19 protein-coding genes are annotated in these 17,870 nt (G+C 71.9%); 9 read left to right on the top strand and 10 right to left on the bottom strand.

Annotation, left to right across the window (positions count from 1 at the left end; all coding sequences use genetic code 11):
* Positions 1-93: 93 nt before the first annotated feature.
* The 3 genes from ASG80_RS07430 to ASG80_RS07420 all read right to left on the bottom strand — a co-directional run bounded on the left by ASG80_RS07430 (position 94) and on the right by ASG80_RS07420 (position 2,143).
* The gene (locus ASG80_RS07430; RefSeq protein ID WP_056729543.1) at positions 94-936 is read right to left on the bottom strand and encodes an exodeoxyribonuclease III; all 843 of its coding nucleotides are present in this window, start codon (positions 934-936) and stop codon (positions 94-96) included.
* Between the two features lie 9 nt (positions 937-945).
* The gene (locus tag ASG80_RS07425; protein ID WP_255355586.1) at positions 946-1,581 is read right to left on the bottom strand and encodes a DUF6328 family protein; all 636 of its coding nucleotides are present in this window, start codon (positions 1,579-1,581) and stop codon (positions 946-948) included.
* Positions 1,582-1,645: 64 nt separating this feature from the next.
* Entirely contained in the window at positions 1,646-2,143 is a 498-nt protein-coding gene (locus ASG80_RS07420) for a DUF6264 family protein (RefSeq protein ID WP_255355585.1), read from the bottom strand.
* Positions 2,144-2,179: 36 nt separating this feature from the next.
* On the opposite strand from ASG80_RS07420, the gene cofE reads away from it, so the two are divergent.
* Genes cofE through ASG80_RS07395 form a run of 5 tightly spaced genes read left to right on the top strand, consistent with a single transcriptional unit; the run spans position 2,180 to position 6,332 of the window.
* On the top strand, positions 2,180-2,956 hold the full coding sequence (cofE, locus tag ASG80_RS07415) for a coenzyme F420-0:L-glutamate ligase (protein ID WP_056729541.1): 777 nt from the start codon (positions 2,180-2,182) through the stop codon (positions 2,954-2,956).
* Between the two features lie 31 nt (positions 2,957-2,987).
* The gene (locus tag ASG80_RS07410; protein WP_255355584.1) at positions 2,988-3,986 is read left to right on the top strand and encodes a TIGR03557 family F420-dependent LLM class oxidoreductase; all 999 of its coding nucleotides are present in this window, start codon (positions 2,988-2,990) and stop codon (positions 3,984-3,986) included.
* The gene (gene cofC, locus ASG80_RS07405; RefSeq protein ID WP_056729540.1) at positions 3,983-4,651 is read left to right on the top strand and encodes a 2-phospho-L-lactate guanylyltransferase; all 669 of its coding nucleotides are present in this window, start codon (positions 3,983-3,985) and stop codon (positions 4,649-4,651) included. Before ASG80_RS07410 ends, cofC begins: the two co-directional genes overlap by 4 nt.
* Positions 4,648-5,664: a glucose-6-phosphate dehydrogenase (coenzyme-F420) gene (gene fgd / locus ASG80_RS07400; RefSeq protein WP_056729539.1), complete on the top strand. Its 1,017-nt coding sequence runs from the start codon at positions 4,648-4,650 to the stop codon at positions 5,662-5,664. Before cofC ends, fgd begins: the two co-directional genes overlap by 4 nt.
* Positions 5,665-5,720: 56 nt before the next feature.
* Positions 5,721-6,332, top strand: coding sequence for a hypothetical protein (locus ASG80_RS07395; RefSeq protein ID WP_156401708.1), 612 nt, complete (start codon positions 5,721-5,723; stop codon positions 6,330-6,332).
* Positions 6,333-6,335: 3 nt separating this feature from the next.
* Here the strand turns inward: ASG80_RS07395 and ggt are convergent, their stop codons facing one another.
* Positions 6,336-8,183, bottom strand: coding sequence for a gamma-glutamyltransferase (ggt, locus tag ASG80_RS07390; RefSeq protein WP_056729537.1), 1,848 nt, complete (start codon positions 8,181-8,183; stop codon positions 6,336-6,338).
* A 174-nt stretch (positions 8,184-8,357) separates the two neighbouring features.
* Between ggt and ASG80_RS07385 the strand changes: the two genes are divergently transcribed.
* The 3 genes from ASG80_RS07385 to ASG80_RS07375 all read left to right on the top strand — a co-directional run bounded on the left by ASG80_RS07385 (position 8,358) and on the right by ASG80_RS07375 (position 11,519).
* The gene (locus ASG80_RS07385) at positions 8,358-9,626 is read left to right on the top strand and encodes a hypothetical protein (protein ID WP_056729536.1); all 1,269 of its coding nucleotides are present in this window, start codon (positions 8,358-8,360) and stop codon (positions 9,624-9,626) included.
* A 14-nt stretch (positions 9,627-9,640) separates the two neighbouring features.
* Positions 9,641-10,630 carry an ABC transporter ATP-binding protein gene (locus ASG80_RS07380; RefSeq protein ID WP_056729535.1) on the top strand — a complete coding sequence of 330 codons (990 nt, stop codon included), beginning with the start codon at positions 9,641-9,643 and terminating at the stop codon, positions 10,628-10,630.
* Between the two features lie 64 nt (positions 10,631-10,694).
* Positions 10,695-11,519, top strand: a complete 825-nt coding sequence (locus tag ASG80_RS07375; RefSeq protein ID WP_056729622.1) for an ABC transporter permease — start codon at positions 10,695-10,697, stop codon at positions 11,517-11,519.
* A 49-nt stretch (positions 11,520-11,568) separates the two neighbouring features.
* On the opposite strand, the gene ASG80_RS07370 is transcribed toward ASG80_RS07375, so the two are convergent.
* From ASG80_RS07370 to ASG80_RS07350, 5 genes are all read right to left on the bottom strand, one after another.
* Positions 11,569-12,069 carry a hypothetical protein gene (locus ASG80_RS07370; RefSeq protein ID WP_156401707.1) on the bottom strand — a complete coding sequence of 167 codons (501 nt, stop codon included), beginning with the start codon at positions 12,067-12,069 and terminating at the stop codon, positions 11,569-11,571.
* A 9-nt stretch (positions 12,070-12,078) separates the two neighbouring features.
* Positions 12,079-12,960, bottom strand: coding sequence for an ATP-binding cassette domain-containing protein (locus tag ASG80_RS07365; protein ID WP_235508225.1), 882 nt, complete (start codon positions 12,958-12,960; stop codon positions 12,079-12,081).
* Positions 12,957-14,093 (bottom strand): putative F420-0 ABC transporter permease subunit, encoded by a 1,137-nt coding sequence (locus ASG80_RS07360; RefSeq protein ID WP_082589893.1) that lies wholly within the window; start codon positions 14,091-14,093, stop codon positions 12,957-12,959. The genes ASG80_RS07365 and ASG80_RS07360 overlap by 4 nt, the downstream gene beginning before the upstream one ends.
* Positions 14,093-15,133: a putative F420-0 ABC transporter substrate-binding protein gene (locus ASG80_RS07355; protein ID WP_056729533.1), complete on the bottom strand. Its 1,041-nt coding sequence runs from the start codon at positions 15,131-15,133 to the stop codon at positions 14,093-14,095. The genes ASG80_RS07360 and ASG80_RS07355 overlap by 1 nt, the downstream gene beginning before the upstream one ends.
* A 183-nt stretch (positions 15,134-15,316) precedes the next feature.
* Positions 15,317-16,309 (bottom strand): DMT family transporter, encoded by a 993-nt coding sequence (locus ASG80_RS07350; RefSeq protein ID WP_056729532.1) that lies wholly within the window; start codon positions 16,307-16,309, stop codon positions 15,317-15,319.
* Between the two features lie 144 nt (positions 16,310-16,453).
* Between ASG80_RS07350 and ASG80_RS07345 the strand changes: the two genes are divergently transcribed.
* Complete coding sequence (locus ASG80_RS07345) at positions 16,454-16,924, top strand: hypothetical protein (protein ID WP_056729531.1); 471 nt, start codon at positions 16,454-16,456, stop codon at positions 16,922-16,924.
* A 36-nt stretch (positions 16,925-16,960) separates the two neighbouring features.
* Here the strand turns inward: ASG80_RS07345 and ASG80_RS07340 are convergent, their stop codons facing one another.
* Positions 16,961-17,779, bottom strand: coding sequence for a class I SAM-dependent methyltransferase (locus ASG80_RS07340; RefSeq protein ID WP_056729530.1), 819 nt, complete (start codon positions 17,777-17,779; stop codon positions 16,961-16,963).
* Positions 17,780-17,870: the final 91 nt, after the last annotated feature.

Here is a 17,870-nt window from a genome sequence, read left to right as displayed (position 1 = left end):
CCGATCGAGGGTAGTCGCCCTGGCTGGGTGCCGCCCGCGCCGTGATGCCCGGTTGGCACGGGCGGCGCCGTCTGGTATGCGCGCGCGGATGCCTCAGCCGAAGATCATCGGCAGGTCGTCGTCGGCCTGCGAGAGGGCGACGTCGACGAGCACGGGCACGTGGTCGGACGGCGCGGTGCCCTTGCGCTCGTTGCGGTGGATCGAGGCATCCGTCACGGCCGCCGCGAACGCCGCCGAGCCCAGGACGAAGTCGATGCGCATTCCCTCGTTGCGCGGGAAGCGCAGCTGCTTGTAGTCCCAGTAGGTGTACAGGCCCTTAGGTACGCGCGCGCGCACCACGTCGGTGACGCCCGCGTTCTCGAGGGTGAAGAACGCCTCGCGCTCGGGCGGGGAGACATGCGTGGTCTGCCCGATGATGACCGTCGGGTCGCCGTTGTCCTCGTCGAACGGGGCGATGTTGAAGTCGCCCAGCAGCGCGAACGGCACTTCGGGGCGCTCCGTGGTCTCGGCGCGCGTGTACTCGGTGAGCGAGGCGAGCCAGTCGAGCTTGTAGGCGAGGTGCGGGTCGCCCAGCGCGCGCCCATTGGGCACGTAGAGGCTCCAGAGCCGCACCCCGTCGACCGTCGCTCCGATGGCGCGCGCCTCCTGCGGCTGGTCGGGCCCCTCCACCCCCTTCAGGAAGCCGGGCATGCCCGGGAAGCCGGTCTCGACGGACTGGATCGGCGAACGGCTCGCGATCGCCACGCCGTTCCACTGGTTGAAGCCGTGGATGGCGAGCTCGTAGCCCGCGTCTTCGAACTTCGCCGCCGGGAACTGCTCGGCCGTGCACTTGATCTCCTGCATCGCGAGCACGTCGACGTCTTCGCGCACCATCCAGTCGACGACGCGGTCGACGCGGGTGCGGATCGAGTTGACGTTCCAGGTGGCGATGCGCATGGTTCAAGCCTAGAGCGGCGTGCCGACACCCTCCTGCTCGTCGCGGTCGGGTGCCGCCGGCCTCGCCTCGTCCCCGCCGTCCTTCCCGGCCCGCACGCGCGGCAGCACCACCCAGAGCAGCACGAGCACGACCGCGCCGATCATGAATGCGATGACGCCCGCGAGGCGTGAGAGGGCGAAGTCGAACACGAAGCTCGTGACGCCGAGCACGAGCAGCGCGACGACGCTGACCTGTGCGACGAGCAGCCGGTTCCCGGTGCGCACCACGCGCTCCTTCACCTGGCGCCGGAACAGCGTTCGATGCAGCGTCACGGGGGCCAGGCCCACGATCGTGGCGAGGCCGGCAAGGGCGACGAGGACGAGGTAGAGCGTGAGCTGGTATCCGTCGAGCTCCAGGAAGCGCGGCTGGAACGCGACCGCGAGCAGGAAGCCGCCGATCAGCTGGGTGCCGGTGAGCGCCACGCGCAGCTCCTGGAGGATGTCGTTCCAGTTGCGGTCGCTGCGCTCGTCGGGCGTCTCGTGGCGTCCATCGGCAGGCGGGTCGACTGGGGCAGGCGGGTCGGCCTCTGCAGCGGCCTCGGGGACGGGGTCGGCCCCGGGACGGGAGTCGGCCTCGGGGGAGGGTCCGGAGTGGCGGGCGTTCATGCTCGATCGTAGGCACCCGGCCATGGGCTGGTTCAAGCCCCTTGCGCTCGCCGGGCGCCAGGCTCTACGACGTCGTGCCCGGTACGCCCGAGGCCGTGAGGGCTGCCCCGCCGATGAACACGGCCGCGATGAGCACGATGCCGACGATCGGGATCCAGAACGCGATGCGCTTCAGCACGAGCACCACCACCGCGGCGATGAGCGCGAGCAAGCCGACCACGAGCGGTCCGACCATGGCGATGAGCATGCCGGTGGCTATGCGGTCGTAGTCGCACGTGATCCCCGACCCGCACGAGTCGCCCGCGAACGCGAGGAAGAACGACAGGAACGACGCGACCAGCGCCACGCCGACCATGACCACGAGCAGCACGATCGTGAGCACCAGGTCCCATAGGATCACCGGTCGTCTCGGCGGAACGGATGCCTCGACGGGCACTGGCCCGACTGCCTCGCTCATGTGCGCCTCCCCAGTGCACGCGCCAGGGCGCGCCGCTGGCCGAATTCTGGCAGCGCGGCATCCGATGCTGCAAGGATCGAGGCAGGATCGAGCCGCGACCGACACAGGCTCGAGGCATGGATCGAGGATGCGGGGGTGGCCATGGGATTCAGCATCGAAGGCGTCGAGGGCCTTCCCGAGATCGAACAGGGCGACGACCTCGCCGCGCTCATCGTCAACGCGGTCGAGCTCGTCGACGGCGACATCCTCGTGGTGACCTCGAAGATCGTGTCGAAGTCCGAGGGCCGCATCGTGCAGGCCGACGACCGCGAGGCCGCGATCACCGCCGAGACCGTGCGCGTCGTCGCGACCCGCGAATACGAGGGCGGCGTGACCCGCATCGTCGAGAATCGGCAGGGCATCATCGGGGCCGCGGCCGGGGTGGACGCGTCCAACGCGCCGCACGGCACCGTGCTGCTGCTGCCGGTCGATCCGGATGCCTCAGCGCGGGCCCTCGCCACCGGCATCCGTGCCCTGACCGGCGTCATCGTGGGCGTGATCCTCTCGGACACCCTCGGCCGGCCGTGGCGCGAGGGCCAGACCGACATCGCCGTCGGCGCCGCGGGCGTGCACGTGTTCGACGACCTGCGCGGGTCGAAGGATGCCTCGGGCAAGCCGCTCGCGGTCACCATGCCGTGCGTGGCCGACCAGCTCGCCGGCGCGGCCGAGCTGGTGAAGGGGAAGTCGTCGGGCGTGCCGGTCGCCGTGGTGCGCGGGCTCGGCCGCTACGTGGGCGACCTCGACCTGCCCGGCGCCCGCAGCATCCAGCGCCCCGCGGAGCGCGACCTGTTCCGCATGGGCGCCGACGAGGCGTACAACGAGGGCTATCGCGACGGCTTCGACGAGTCCCAGGCCGAGGGTCCGCTCGGCTCGGTATGACACCCGCCCCGCGGCGGGGGAGGATGGAGGGGTGTCTGCGCACATCGGCTATGCCGCGATGCTCGAGCGGTTCCCGCCCGCCGAGGCGGTGACGCTCGCCGCGCTCGCCGAGTCGCACGGATTCCGCGGGGTCATGGCGACCGACCACTTCCAGCCGTGGGTGCCCGCGCAGGGCGAGTCGTCGTTCGTGTGGAGCGTGCTCGCCGCCATCGGCGAACGTACGACGGGCGACCTCGGCCCGGGGGTGACGACGCCGACGTTCCGGATGCATCCGGCCGTCGTCGCACAGGCGAGCGCGACGCTCGGTGCCCTCTTCCCCGGCCGGCACTGGCTCGGCATCGGCTCCGGCGAGGCGCTGAACGAGCACGTCGTCGGACAGTACTGGCCCGAGGCGCCCGAGCGCATCAACCGCATGTTCGAGGCGGTCGACGTCATCCGCAAGCTCTTCGCCGGCTCGATCGCCGGTCGTGACGTGCGCCATGCCGGCCCGCACTTCCGGCTGGAGTCGACTCGGCTCTGGACGATGCCCGCGGTCGCCCCCGACATCCTCGTCGCGGCATCCGGACCCGTGACCGCCCGCCGGGCGGGTCGCAACGTCGACGGGTTCATCACCACCGGCGGGCCCACCGACCGTCTCGCCCCGCTGCTGCAGCGCTTCGCGGAGGGCGCCCGCGAGGCGGGCCGCAACGCGGCGAGCATGCCCAAGGTCCTGCAGCTGCACCTGTCGTGGGCGCCGACCGACGAGCAGGCGATGCGCAACGCCCTCGTCGAATGGCCGAACGGCGGCATGCGGTTCCCGCGCAGCGACATCCGCTCCCCCTACGAGTTCGACCAGCTCGCCCGCACCGTGCGGCCCGAGGACTTCGCGGGACGCATGGTCGTCTCCGCCGACCTCGACGTGCACCGCGCCGACATCCAGCGCCACCTCGACCTCGGGTTCGATCGGATCTACCTGCACAACGTCGGCCGCAACCAGGCCGAGTTCCTCGAGGTGTTCGGCCGCGACGTGCTGCCCGGGCTGCGCGCATGACCGACGCCCCGTATGCCGCACCGGGCGCGGCGTGGACCGTCGTGATCCCGGTCAAGGGCGCGCCCGCGGCCAAGAGCCGGCTCGGGCCGACGGTGGACGGCGACGGGCGGGCGGTGCTCGCCAGGGCGTTCGCGCTCGACACGATCGCGGCGGCGCTCACGGCACGCTCGGTTGCACGCGTGATCGTCGTCGGCGACGATGCCTCGCTCGCCGGCGGAGCTGAGTTCCTCCCCGAGTCGACGGAGCCCGGCGTCGAGCGCGGCCTGATGCCGGCGATCCGGCGCGGTATCGCGCACGCCCGCTCGGCGCGATACGTCCCCGTCGCCGTGCTGCTCGGCGACCTGCCCGCGCTGCGCCCCGAGGAACTCGACCAGGCCCTCGCCGCCGCGGCGCGGCATCCGCTCGCCTTCGTGCGCGACGCCGACGGCACGGGCTCGACGCTCGCGACCGCGGTGGCCGGGGTCGCCCTCGAGCCGCGGTTCGGGCCAGGCTCCGCGGCGCAGCACGTCGCGGCCGGGTTCGTCGAGCTCGCGGCATCCGGCCTGCCGGGCCTCACGCGCGACGTCGACACCGTCGACGGGCTCGAATCCGTGCTGCACCATGGAGTCGGCGACCACACCGCCGAGGCCGTGGCGCGGCTCGCCGATCGGAAGGGAACACCATGACGCTCACACTCGGATACAAGGCCTCCGCCGAGCAGTTCGACCCCCGCGAGCTCGTCGAGATCGCCGTCGCTGCCGAGGGGCACGGCATGGAGTCGGTCTGGACGAGCGACCACTTCCAGCCGTGGCGGCACGAAGGCGGGCACGCGCCGTTCTCGCTCGCGTGGATGGCGGCGGTCGGCGAGCGCACGTCGACCGTGCGCATCGGCACGAGCGTGATGACGCCGACGTTCCGGTACAACCCCGCGGTGCTCGCGCAGGCGTTCGCGAGCCTCGGATGCCTCTACCCCGGCCGGGTCATCGCCGGGTTCGGCACGGGCGAGGCGCTCAACGAGATCGCCACAGGGTTCCGCGGTGCGGGCGAGCAGGACTGGCCCGAGTTCAAGGAGCGTTTCGCACGCCTGCGCGAGTCGGTGCGCCTCATGCGCGAGCTCTGGAAGGGCGACCGGGTGAGCTTCGAGGGCGAGTACTACTCGACGCACGACGCGTCGATCTACGACCGGCTCGAGGGCGGGGTTCCCGTGTACATCGCAGCCGGCGGACCGACGGTCGCGAAGTACGCCGGGCGTGCGGGCGACGGCTTCATCTGCACTTCGGGCAAGGGTGCCGAACTGTACGTCGACCAGCTCATCCCGGCCGTGAAGGAGGGGGCGGATGCGGCGGGCCGGTCGTTCGACGACCTCGACCGCATGATCGAGATCAAGCTCTCCTACGAGGAGACCGAGGAGGCCGCGCTCGAGAACACGCGGTTCTGGTCGCCGCTGTCGCTCTCGGCCGAGCAGAAGAGCTCGATCCACGACCCGGTCGAGATGGAGCGGGCCGCCGACGCCCTGCCGATCGAGCAGATCGCGAAGCGCTGGATCGTCGGCACCGACCCCGACGACGTCGTCGCGCAGATCGGGCAGTACGTGGACTGGGGCTTCAACCACCTGGTGTTCCACGCGCCGGGACACGACCAGCGCCGGTTCCTGGACCTCTTCGAGCGCGACCTCGCGCCGCGGTTGCGGGCGCGCTGAGCCGCGCAGAATCCTGAGGCGTAGAATCCTGAACGGGAGCCGAGATGAAGATCGGGTTGAGACGGATCAGCGGGGCCGCGATCGTCCTGGGATCGGTGCTCTTCCTCGTCGGATTCTTCCTTCCGATGTCGGGCAGCGTCTTCACCGCGACGTCGGCCGAGGAGAAGCTGGAGATCATCACCGAATCGGCCGGCGCCTGGACCGCGTCTCAGGTGTTGCTCGGCCTGGGGGCGGTCGTCACGCTGGTCGGGGTCGCCCTTCTCGCGTTCGACGCTCGCGACCGGTCCGTCGCCGTGCTCCTCTGGACGGCCACGGTGATCATGCTGGTCGGCGCAGGGTTCTGGGTCTGGTACGTGTACGCACGTGCCGTGGATACGGCGGCATTCGCGAACGGCGAACTGCCTGCGTGGACCATCCCCGTCTCCTTCGCCCTGACCGAAGTGGGTCTGGCGATCTTCGGTGTGGGGCTCATCGTCGGGCCGTACCCCTCGTGGGTGGGGTGGATCGTGGCCGTCAGCATGGTGCTCCTGATGGTGCTGACGCTCGCGTTCGGTGACCTGCCGGAGTTCTTCGTCTACGTCGTCACCCTCCTGGCAGGAGTGGTGCTTCTCCTGAGCAGGGAAGGGTCGCGCCAGGATCTGCCTGCGCTCCGACGACGCCCCTCCTGAGCGTCACTCCTCCGGCTCGACCACCAACCCGGTCCCGCCGCCGCGGCGCACGGGTTCTGCTGCGGCGGTCATGAGCCCGCTCGGGTCGACCTCGATCGTCGCCGCGGCACCGATCTGCGCGGCGGTGGTGCCTGGCGCACCCACGAGCGTGAGCGCCTGGCCGAACGGCGCGAGGTCGTCCGCGTACAGGGCGATGAACTCGGCTTCGGCCAGCGTGGTCGCACCGTTCCGCTGCGTGGCACGTGGTGCCGCCACCGCTTCAGGAAGCGTCATGCCGAGGTCGATCCGGTTCATGAGGACCTGCACGACGGTGGTGATGATCGTCGACCCGCCGGGCGAGCCGACCACGAATCGCACGTCGCCGTCGTCGAGCACGATCGTCGGCGACATCGACGACCGCGGCCGCTTGCCGGGCTCGACGATGTTCGGGTCGGCGGGGTTCGGCACGAAGCTGAAGTCGGTGAGCTCGTTGTTGAGCAGGAACCCGCGGCCCGGCACCGTCATGCCGGACCCGCCGGTCTGCTCGATCGTGAGCGTGTACGCGACCGCGTTGCCCCACTGGTCCACCACCGACAGGTGCGTCGTCGAGACGTTCTCCAGGTCGGCGGTCTCCTCGGACGCCGCCGCGGCGCAGCCCGCCGCGTTCAGGTCGCCGGGCGGGACGGGCTTCGTCGACGCCTGCGTCGGATCGATCACGCAGGCGCGTGCGTCGGCGAAGTCCTGGCTGAGCAGGGTCTCGGTCGGCACGTCCACGAATGCCGGGTCGCCGACGTACGCGTTGCGGTCGGCGAAGGCGTGCGCCGTGGCCTCGAAGTACAGGTGCAGGCTCTGGCCGACATCCGCAGCGGCGAGGTCGTAGTTCTCGAGGATGTTCAGCGACTCGCCGACGGTGGTGCCGCCCGACGACGACGGAGCCATGCCGTAGACGTCGAGGCCGCGGTACTGCACGTGGGTCGGCGCCTGTTCGATGACCTCGTAGTCGGCCAGGTCGTCCGTCGTCATGAAGCCCGGGAACGCCGGCAGCGTCGAGGCCGGGTCCGTTTGCGGGTCCTGCACGACGTCGGCGATCTCATCCGCGATGGCGCCTTCGTAGAACACGTCGGTGCCGCCCAGGGCGATCTGCCGGAGCGTCGACGCGAGGTCGTGGTTCTTGAAGGTCGACCCGACCTCGGGCGCGTCGCCGTCGGGGAGGAACAGGTCCGCCGTGTCGGGGAATGCCGAGAATCGGGCCTTGTTGTCGAGCGTCTGCTGCCGGAACGTCTGGTCGACGGTGAAGCCCTTGGTGGCGAGGAGGATCGCCGGCTCCAGCGTGTCGCGGAGCGACTCGGTGCCGAACCGGTCGAGCGCCGCCTCCCAGGTGGCGAGCGTGCCGGGCACGCCGACCGACAGCCCAGATGACACGGCGCTCGCGAACGAGTACGGCTGGCCGGTCGCGGGGTCGATGAACGCGTTGCTCTGCATGGCGGCGGGTGCGGTCTCGCGTCCGTCGATCGTGGTCACCTCGCCGGTCGCCGCGTCGAAGTAGACGAAGTAGCCGCCGCCGCCGATGCCGGCGCTGTACGGCTCGGTCACGCCGAGCGCGGCCGCCGTGGCGACCGCGGCATCCGCGGCGTTGCCGCCGTCGCGGAGCACCTCGAGGCCGATCGCACTGGCGGATGCGTCGACCGACGACACCGCACCGCCGGTCCCGATCGAGGTCGACGGGGCAGATGGCGTCGGACGCCCGGTGGTGACGGCGGTCGGAAACGCGGATGCGGGCGTGGCGGCCGCGACGACTCCGACGGTCAGTGCTGCGGCGAGCGTGAGGCCGGCGCTGCGGAGCGCGGAACGGCGGCGGACGACGTTGACCATGAGATTCCCCCCGAACTGGGTACAGACATGCCGGATGTCCCTCACCGTAGACCCGGGTCGCTTTCCGAGGCAACGGGGTTGCCCGATGAGACGACGGCCATGTGCGCGATCCCGTACCTGAGTGTTCACCGCCGATCAGGCACCGGATGCCGCGGTCAGGCGTAGCCTGAGGGCATGCGCCGCAGCGACACCGGGGCGTCTCACAGGTTGGTCCGCTGGATCCCCGCCATCGCCGCGCCGATCGCGATCGGCGTCGGCGTCGTGCTCGTGCCGATGCAGGCGAACGCCGCCGTGGACCTGCCCGACCTCACGCCCGAGGAGCTCCTCGAGTTCGCGGCATCGAGCGAGGTCGACGCGCTCTCGGGCACGATCGAGCAGACGTCCGAGCTCGGCCTGCCCGACCTGTCGGGACTGACGGGCACGATGGGCGGCGGTGCCGGTGGAAGCGGGAGCGACAGCTTCGGCCCCGGCGGTGGTGACGACGGTGCGACCGGCGACGGCGAGGCATCCGCGTCGGCGACCGATCTCGACGACCTCATCTCGCTCGCGACCGGCACCCATACCGCCAAGGTGTACCTCGACGGCACGAACGCGCGCCTGCAGGTGCTCGACCGTCTCGCCGAGCGCGACGTCTACCTCTCCGAGGCGGGCGCCTGGATCTACGACTCCCGCGAGCAGGCGGCCACGCACGTCACCGTCGACCGGGCCGCCCTCGACGCCCTGAAGGCCGAGGCCGAGGCCCGCGGCGAGGATGCGAGGGCCCGCATGCTGGCCGAGCTCGGCACCCCGCTACCGACGCCCGAGGATGTGCTCGACGAGGCGCTGGCGAAGCTCGACGAGACGACCGACGTGAGCGTGGGCACCGACGCCCGGGTGGCCGGCCGCGAGGTGTACGAGCTCGTGCTCGTGCCGCGAGACGCTGACACGCTCGTCGGCGAGGTGTCGGTCGCGATCGACGGCGACACGGGCTTGGCGCTCGCGGCATCCGTCACCGCACGCGGCTCCGAGGAGCCCGCGTTCAGCGTCGCGTTCACCGATGTGTCGTTCGACGCGCCGGATGCCTCGGTGTTCGCGTTCACCCCGCCAGAGGGCACCGCGGTCACCGAGCACGAGGTTCCCGTGCCGACGGTCGCCGAGCTCGAGCAGTGGAAGGCGGAGGCCGAGGCGGAGGCGGGCGACGCCGCGTCACCTCGTCCGGAGGTCATCGGCGAGGGCTGGTCGGCCGTGGTCGTGCTGCCGGCTGGCGCCTACGGGCAGGGGGGCGCCGGCGCCGAGGGACTCGGCGAGGCATCCGCGATGCTGAACACCCTCACCGAGCCGGTCGACGGCGGACGCATCCTCTCGACCTCGCTCGTGACCGTGCTCTTCACCGACGACGGGCGCGTGCTCGCGGGCGCCGTGACGGCCGACCGCCTGCTCGACGCCGCCGCGAGCGGTCGCTGACCGGGGCGCGGCACGTGCCCGACCTCGCGATCGAGACGCACGGCCTCACCAAGCGCTTCCGTTCGCAGCTCGCCGTCGACGACCTCGACCTCGCCGTGCCGCCCGGTGCCGTGTACGGGTTCCTGGGGCCGAACGGCTCGGGCAAGACGACCACGATCCGGATGCTGCTCGGCCTCGTCGCGGCGACCGCCGGAGACGCGCGCGTGCTCGGCGCCGACATGCCGAGGCACGTCGACTCGGTGCTGCCGCGCGTCGGCGCGCTCGTGGAGGGACCGGCGTTCTCGCCGTACCTCTCCGGCGAGGCGAACCTGCGGCGATTCGACGCGGCCGACCGTGAGGCGCCACGGCGCACCCGCGCGGCGCGCGTCGTCGAGGCGCTCGACCGGGTCGGGCTCTCCCACGCGGCCCGCAAAAAGGTGCACGCCTACTCGCTCGGCATGAAGCAGCGCCTCGGCATCGCGAATGCGCTGCTCATGCGACGCGAGCTCCTGGTGCTCGACGAGCCGACGAACGGCCTCGACCCGCAGGGCACGCGCGAGGTGCGCGCCCTCATCCGCTCCTTCGCCGAGGACGGCACCACCGTGTTCGTGTCGAGCCACCTCCTCGCCGAGGTCGAGCAGGTGTGCACGCACGTCGGCGTGATGAGCGCCGGACGGCTCGTGGCCCAGGGCACGCTCGACGAGTTCCGCGCCGAGGGCGAGACCCGCGTGCTCGTGCGCACGCCCGACGCCGCCCGCGCGCGCCGGGTGATGGCGGGGCTCGGGCTCGACGTCGATGAGGAGGCGGCCGGCGGGATCCGCCCCGTGACGATTCCGGCGACGGATGCCGCGGGCAACGCGGCCGGCGACGCCGTGGTCGCCCGCCTCGGAACGAGGCCGCCCGAGTCGGTCGTGGCCGCACTCGTCGACGCCGGCGTGCGGGTCCGCGGGTTCGAGACCCTGCATGCGAACCTCGAGCAGCGGTTCGTGGAGCTCACGGGCGAGGGGTTCGACGTTGTCCAGTGAGGTCGAGGCGGGCACGACATCCGCTGGTCGAGGAGACCGCGAAGCGGTCGTCTCGAGACCCGCGCTGCAGGCCGGCGGCACGCTCTCGCTGCTCGGCTCCGAGCTGCTGACCCTCTTCCGTCGTCGGCGCACGTGGGCACTGCTCGGCGCGCTCGCGCTCATCCCGATCCTCATCGGCGTCGCGATCCGCGTGGCAGGCGCCGCCCCGACCGGACGGGGACCGGCGTTCCTCGACCAGATCACGAACAACGGGCTGTTCGTCGGCGTCACCGCGATCATCGTCGCCACGCCCCTGTTCCTGCCGCTCACGATCGGCGTGGTCGCCGGCGACGCCATCGCCGGCGAGGCGAGCCACGGCACGCTGCGCTACCTGCTGATCGCGCCGGCCGGGCGCATCCGTCTGCTGGTGGTGAAGTACGTTGCGGCGGCCGTCTTCTGCGCCGCCGCGGCGCTCACGGTCGTCGTGATGGGCACCATCGTCGGATGGGTGCTGTTCCCGATCGGCCCGGTCACGCTGCTCTCGGGTGCGACGGTGGGCGTCGGCGACGCGCTCCTGCGCTTCCTCGCCATCGCCGCCTACGTGACGGTGTCGCTGCTCGGCATGTCGGCGATCGGGCTGTTCCTGTCGACGCTCACGACCGTGCCCGTCGGGGCGATGGCCGCGACGGCGATCCTCGCCGTCGCCTCGGAGATCATGGACGCCCTTCCACAGCTCGAGTGGCTGCATCCGTGGCTCTTCACGCACTACTGGCTCGGCTTCGGCGACCTGATGCGCGAACCAGTCGTGTGGGACTCGTTCGCCGAGAACGCCCTGCTGCAAGCCGGCTACGTGCTCGTGTTCGGTGCGCTCGCCGTCGGCCGGTTCATCACCAAGGACGTGCTCTCCTGACGAGCGGATGCCGGTCGCTCCATCGACGTCTCGTAACCGCCTGAACAGGTTATCGCGTGCTCGACGTGGTGGTGGAGGCGCGGCGCTCGCCGAAGCTCGGCGGCAGCCTGCAGTAGTCGTAGAAGTACCGGGTCGGCGCCTCCTCGTCGGTGACGTCGACGATGACGTTCGCGCCGGCGTTCGGCAACTCGTCGCCCGCGATCGTCCACAGCGAGAAGTGCCAGATGCCGCGCACCGAGTCGTTCAGCAGCCGGCGTCCGTCGACGACGAGGACCGCGTCGGCGCCGTCGGCGGACGGCAACACCCCTGCGCGGAACGGCACAACGGTCTCGCGCCGCAGGGTCGCCTCGTCGACGTCGCCGACCGAGACGCGCACGACGTGCTGCCCGCGACCTTCGAGCACCATCGCCAGGTCGTCGGCGAAGCGCGCCGCGTGCTCGTCGGTCGCACCCTCGACGGCGACGAGCCGGCGCCCACCCCACGAGTTGTGCAGGAACTCGTCGGCGATCCAGTCGACGAGCGCCCGCCGATCGTCGCTCAGCTCGCCCATGATCACAGGCTACGCCCGGCCGTCCGCCCGTACGCCGGCCACCCCGGCATCCGACACCTCAGAGTAGGCGATCAACGGCCGGCCCGTCGTCGGATGCTCCAGCACCTGCGCCTCGACGCCCCACACGTCGCGGATCAACCCGGGCGTCAGCACCTCCCGCGGCTCGCCGGCCGCCACCACGCGACCGCCGCCGAGCACGACGACGTGGTCGGCGTATGAGGCGGCGAGCGAGAGGTCGTGCAGCGCCGCCAGCACGGTGAGCCCGCTGTGCGCGAGCTCGCGCAGCAGGCCGAGCATCGTGAGCTGCGCGTGCACGTCGAGGTGGTTCGTGGGCTCGTCGAGGAGGAGGAGCTCCGGCTCCTGCGCGAGGGCACGGGCGAGGTTCACGCGCTGGCGTTCGCCGCCGGAGAGGGTCGCGTACTCGCGGTCCGCGAGCTCGATGATCCCCGTGTCCTCGAGGCGGCGGCGCACGACAGCGCGGTCGTGGTCGCCCGGTCCCGCGAAGGCGCCGAGGTACGGGGTGCGGCCGAGCGCGACGACCTCGGAGACCATGAGGCCCGGGGCATCCTGCACCTCCTGCTCGGCGAGCGCGATGACACGTGCGCGGTCGCGGCGACGCAGCGCGGCGAGGTCGCGGTCGCCCAGGCGGGCGGTACCGGCATCCGCTCGCTCGACGCCGGCGATGAGGTGGAGGAGCGTGCTCTTGCCGGCGCCGTTCGGTCCGAGCAGCGCGCCGACGGCGGTGCCCGGCACGGTGCAGTCGACGTCGTCGATGATGAGCCGGTGTCCACGGGTGAAGCGCACCCGGTCGACCCGAAGGCCGTCGGCGGCGCCGGCGTCGGTGCTGCGTGCGTCGGTGCTGCGGGCGTGAGTACTGCGGGCGTCGGTCACGTGAGCCTCCGGTTGCGCAGCATGAGCACCGCGAAGACCGGCCCGCCGACGAGCGCGGTGATGATGCCGACGGGCAGCTCGCGCGGGTCGAAGAGCGTGCGGGCGGCGGTGTCGGCCCAGACCAGGAAGATCGCGCCGGCGAGCGCCGACAGCGGCAGCAGCGCGCGGTGGCGCGAGCCCACGACGAGCCGCACGGCATGCGGGAGGATGAGTCCCACGAAGCCGATCGAGCCGCTGACCGAGACGAGCGCGCCGGTGAGCAGCGCGGTGCCGGTGAGGAGCAACGCACGGCTGCGGCCCACGTGCACGCCGAGCGCCGCCGCCGCGGTGTCGCCGAACGCGAACGCGTCGAGGGTGTTCGCACTCGTGAGCAGCGGCACGCCGACGAGCACGACCGCCCCGCCCGCGATCGCCACCGACGTCCAGTCGGTGCCCGCGAGCGAACCGAGCAGCCAGTTGAGGATCTCGCGGTAGCTGTCGCCCGTCGCGCTCCAGAAGATGACGAGGCTCGTGATCGCGCCGAACACCGACGACACGGCGAGGCCGGCGAGCACGGTCCGCGTCGGGGTGAGCGCACCCGCAGCACTTGCGATGGCCAGCGTCGCGACCAGCGCGATGAGCGCCCCGGCGAACGCCGCGAACGGCAGCAGCAGGCCCACGCCGAGCACGATCACGACCACCGCGCCCACCGAGGCGCCCGACGAGAGGCCGAGCAGGTACGGGTCGGCGAGCGGATTCCTCGTGAGCGCCTGCATGACCGCGCCGCAGAGCGCGAGCCCGGCGCCGACGGCCGCGGCGGTGAGTACCCGCGGCATCCGGAGCTCCCAGACGATGCCGTCGCGCAAGGGGCTGAGCGTCGGCTCGCCGATGCCGAGATGCGCGAGCACGCTCGCCCAGACGTCGGCGGGGCTGAGCCCGGCTGGACCGATGGTGACGGCGACGACGACGGATGCCACGAGCAGCAGTCCGAGGCCGACGGCCCATGCCCCTATGCGCAGGCCGCTCCGGCGGCGGGTCGAGGAGCGCTCGTCAGAGCGCGTCTCGAACCCCGGCTCAGGGGTTTCGAGACGCGGCGTCTCGAGACGCGGCTCCGCCGCTCCTCGACCCGCTCCTCGACCTGCGGTGGCAGTCATCAGCCCTCCAGGGCTCCCAGCTGCTCGACGAGCGACGCGACCGCGCCGACGTTGCGCACGCCCGCCTCGGTCGCCGGGAAGTCGACCACGAGGTACCGCTGCTGCTGCACGGCCGGCAGCGCGGCGGTCGCGGCGTTCGATTCGAGGTGCGCGATCTTCTGCTCGGCGGTGTTCCACGCCGCGTCGACGAGCACGATGACGTCGGGGTTCGCGGCGACGATCGCCTCCCAGCCCATCGAGGTCCAGGTGTCCTCGACTTCGGCGGCGACGTTCTCGAGCCCCGCGGCATCCATGATCATCTGCGGCGCGCCGATGCCGGCGCCCACGTAGGGGGTGTCCTCACCCGAGGAGTACCAGAGCGCGGTGAGGCCCGCGTCGCTCGGCTCGATCGCGTCGAGCTCGGCGCGCTGGTCGGCCACGAGGTCGGCGGCGGCATCCGGCACGTCGAAGATCGCGCCCGCCTCCTCGAACTCGCGGAACACCTCGTCGAACGTGAGCGGGTTCGGCATGTACCCCTCGCCCTTGCACGCGGCGGGCGCCACGTAGGTGGCGACGCCGAGCTTCTCGAGCGTGGCGCGGTCGCCGGCCCCCTCGGCCGAGAGGTTCGACTCCCATCCGGCGAAGACGAGGTCGGGCTCGGCGTCGAGGGCGACCTCCTGCGAGGGCACCTTGTCGGAGAGCACCTCGAGGCCGGATGCCGCGTCGGCGTACTCGTCGGGCACCGGTCCATCGCTGAACGCGGTGCCGACGATACGGTCTTCGAGGCCGAGCGCGAGCAGCAGTTCGAGCGTCGACGACTTGACGGTGACGACCCGCTCAGGGGCGGACTCGAAGGTCACCTCGGTGCCGCAGTTGTCGATGTTGAGGGGGAACGCGGATGCCTCAGCGGCACCGGTGTTCGAGGCATCCGACTCGCCCGAATCGGCGGCGCCGCTCGCACATCCGGCGAGGAACAGCGCGGCGGCGGGGACCGCGAGTGCGGCGGCGACGAGCCGTCGGTGACGCACGCGGGACGAGTCGGTGCGGGGGGAAATGGGCATGAGGCCTCCGGGATGGGTGTGCAAGAGGTGTTCCGACGAGGTCGGCGACTCGCGGCCCAATCCCGGGCCACACGCACCGGTCAGATCCAGACCGGTGGGTCGAATCCCATCCTATTCCTGCGCGGCTCTCCTGCGGGGCCGCCGTTGCCGTCTCGGCACCCGGTGCGAATCACGCCGCGTGCGTCAGGCGATGCCGAGCAGCACCGACGCCACGACCGCGAGCACGGCGCCGACGGCCTGCAGCCGTGTCAGCCGCTCACGCAGCACCACCCAGGCGAGCACCATCGTCGCGACCGGGTAGAGGTTCGTGAGCACCGCGACCACCGCGACGCTGCCCGCGTGCAGCGCGAGCATGAGGAGCACGTTGCCCCCGCCGATGAGCAGGCCCGCGCAGGCAGCGAGCACGACCGCTCGGCTTCGACGCCTGCGGTCGGCCGCGGTGTCGACCGCAGCGGCGCGAGCGGTCTGCTGCCGGTCGTCCGCCCCCGCGGGACCGGACGCGCTGTCGACCGCCGCTTCACCGTGGGCGGCACCGGACGCCGGATGCTCGTCGAGCAGGGAGATCCAGTGCGCGGTCGTCGTGCTCACCCGTGACGCCGCGGCGAGCGTGAGCAGGACCACGAGACCGATCCCCGTGTCGAGCGCGACGGGGATGAGCGACGCGTCTGCGGGCACCCGATCGAGCGCGACGGTCGCGAACCCGAAACCCAGCCCCGACACGGTGGCCAGTGCGAGCGTGCGAGGGCGTACGGCCCGCATGCTCACGCGGCGCTCGAGGCCGACCAACACCGACCCGGCGACGGCGAGCGCGATCGCGATCCAGGCGAGGGGACGCAGGACCTCGCCGAGCGCGAGCGTCGTGACGACCGGCACCACGGAGCTGAGCAGGGCGATGAATGGGGTGACGAGCGAGATCGGGCCCGCCGCGAGCGCCGCGAAGAAGGTCATGAACCCCACGAGCGCGAGGAGTCCGGCGATGAGGCCGCCCGCGACGGCCGCCCCCGACCACACCCCGCCCGTGACCGCAACGGCGACGATCATCACCAGTGCGGCGAAGACGTAGTTGACGAAGCTCGCACCGAACACGGTGGATCTCCGCGCGGCGACCCCGCCGAGGAAGTCGGCCACGCCGTACATGAGCGCTGCGCCGAGAGCGAGCGCGACTACCAGCAGCACACGTCCACTCTCCCGCGCCCGACCGACATCGGCCGGCGGAAGCGCCGTAAGGGAACCGTAAGCGCTCGCCGTGGAGATCGGTGTTCGGCTGAGTTTGACTGCTGGAAGGCCGCCGGAGCCGGCGGCGAAGGAGATGAGAGCCAGATGAACACGAATCGAATCCGCACTGTCGCCGGTGCCGCCGCGGTCGCCGCCTTCGCGCTTGGCGGCGCGCTGTTCGCGACGTCGCCTGCGAACGCCGCGGGCGTCAGCGGGCCGGGGTTCTGGGTCGACGGCGTGCAGTATCGCACCGTCGGCACGCCGACGGATCTGTCGGGCACGGGTGCACCGGCGAGTTCGTTCCAGCCGATCTACGCCTTCCCCGCGGGCACGCAGGAGAACATCGCGACGGCCGCTCCTGGCGACCCCGGGTATCGCGGAGGTCGCTGGCAGGTGCTCCCGGTCAGCCTGCCGAACGGATACGGTGCGGCGCTCGCGTCGGGCGACCTCGACAGCGACGGCGTGCTCGACTCCGCTGCCGAGCTCTGGGCCGCGCAGTCGGCGGGTGACGTCGCCGTCGGCGACGCGGTCGCGTCGTTCGAGTGCCCGGTGATCAAGGTTCCGGCGTCGAACTGACGTCGCTCCGCGGCGGCGTCCCCGGCGGGGGCGCCGTCAGCGCGGCATGGCCGGCGCGGCGCGGATCAGCACGAGCGACCCGTCGAACCGGGGCTGCCGACGCAGTGCGCCGTGTGCGGCATCCCAGGTGCCGTCGTCGAGGTCGCGGCGGAGGTCCGCCTCGAAGCGCGCCTCGACGTCGTCTCCGACGAAGCTCCACGCCGAGTTCGCGCGACGGGCGCCGGGGTCGAGGAAGGCCTCGGGTCGCCCGTAGTAGGCCTCGCCGAAGCCGTCGAGGCATCCGAGCGGGATCGGCACGATCTCACACGTGACGTCGTCGCCGAGTGCGTCGGCGATGCGGTCGATCGCCGGGTAGCGGCGCCCCTCGGTGGCGATGACCTCGGGTGCGTAGTCGGCGAGCCAGAATCGGTCGAGGCGGGCGGGGTCGCACGTGAGGATCACAACCGGTCCGGTGGCGACGCGCCGCATCTCGGCGAGGCCGGCCTCGAGGTCGCCCCACTGGTGCACCGAGAACGTGGTCATGGCCGCGTCGAACGCGTCGGTCACGAAGGGGAGCGATTCGGCGGATGCCTCGATCGCCCGCGCGAGGTGTGCCCCGCGCTGTGCGCGCATCGTCGCCGACGGCTCCACCGCCGTCACCACCCGGTCGCCCGGGGCGTACGACCCGGCGCCGGCGCCGACGTTCACGACCGTGCGTGCGTCGCCCAGGGCGGCGGCGATCGCGGCCCCGATCTCAGGCTCCGGCTGCCGGTAGCGCGAATAGCCGACCCCGATGTGCGAGTAGTTCGCGTCGCCGGCCGAGCCGTCATCGGCGCGATCGTGCGCGGCGGTGCGGCGAGCACGCCCGTCGCTCATTGGTGCACCATCGCTTCTGTAGCGCGATTGGGTCGCGTCGGATGAGGCTTCCTGTTGAACCGCCGGCCGGTGGCTGACCGCCAGCGTCGCT

It is taken from the genome of Agromyces sp. Soil535 (assembly GCF_001428255.1).
GTDB lineage: Bacteria > Actinomycetota > Actinomycetes > Actinomycetales > Microbacteriaceae > Agromyces.
Note: the sequence above shows the minus strand (reverse complement) of the source record. Positions and strands in the feature narration are given on the sequence as shown.

Bases quoted from the DNA above. Each gene is read 5' to 3' on its own strand.
- ASG80_RS07430 (WP_056729543.1), bottom strand. From the start codon at position 936: ATGCGCATCGCCACCTGGAACGTCAACTCGATCCGCACCCGCGTCGAC.
- ASG80_RS07425 (WP_255355586.1), bottom strand. From the start codon at position 1,581: ATGAACGCCCGCCACTCCGGACCCTCCCCCGAGGCCGACTCCCGTCCC.
- cofE (WP_056729541.1), top strand. From the start codon at position 2,180: ATGGGATTCAGCATCGAAGGCGTCGAGGGCCTTCCCGAGATCGAACAG.
- cofC (WP_056729540.1), top strand. From the start codon at position 3,983: ATGACCGACGCCCCGTATGCCGCACCGGGCGCGGCGTGGACCGTCGTG.
- fgd (WP_056729539.1), top strand. From the start codon at position 4,648: ATGACGCTCACACTCGGATACAAGGCCTCCGCCGAGCAGTTCGACCCC.
- ggt (WP_056729537.1), bottom strand. From the start codon at position 8,183: ATGGTCAACGTCGTCCGCCGCCGTTCCGCGCTCCGCAGCGCCGGCCTC.
- ASG80_RS07385 (WP_056729536.1), top strand. From the start codon at position 8,358: ATGCGCCGCAGCGACACCGGGGCGTCTCACAGGTTGGTCCGCTGGATC.
- ASG80_RS07370 (WP_156401707.1), bottom strand. From the start codon at position 12,069: ATGGGCGAGCTGAGCGACGATCGGCGGGCGCTCGTCGACTGGATCGCC.
- ASG80_RS07360 (WP_082589893.1), bottom strand. From the start codon at position 14,093: ATGACTGCCACCGCAGGTCGAGGAGCGGGTCGAGGAGCGGCGGAGCCG.
- ASG80_RS07355 (WP_056729533.1), bottom strand. From the start codon at position 15,133: ATGCCCATTTCCCCCCGCACCGACTCGTCCCGCGTGCGTCACCGACGG.
- ASG80_RS07345 (WP_056729531.1), top strand. From the start codon at position 16,454: ATGAACACGAATCGAATCCGCACTGTCGCCGGTGCCGCCGCGGTCGCC.
- ASG80_RS07340 (WP_056729530.1), bottom strand. From the start codon at position 17,779: ATGAGCGACGGGCGTGCTCGCCGCACCGCCGCGCACGATCGCGCCGAT.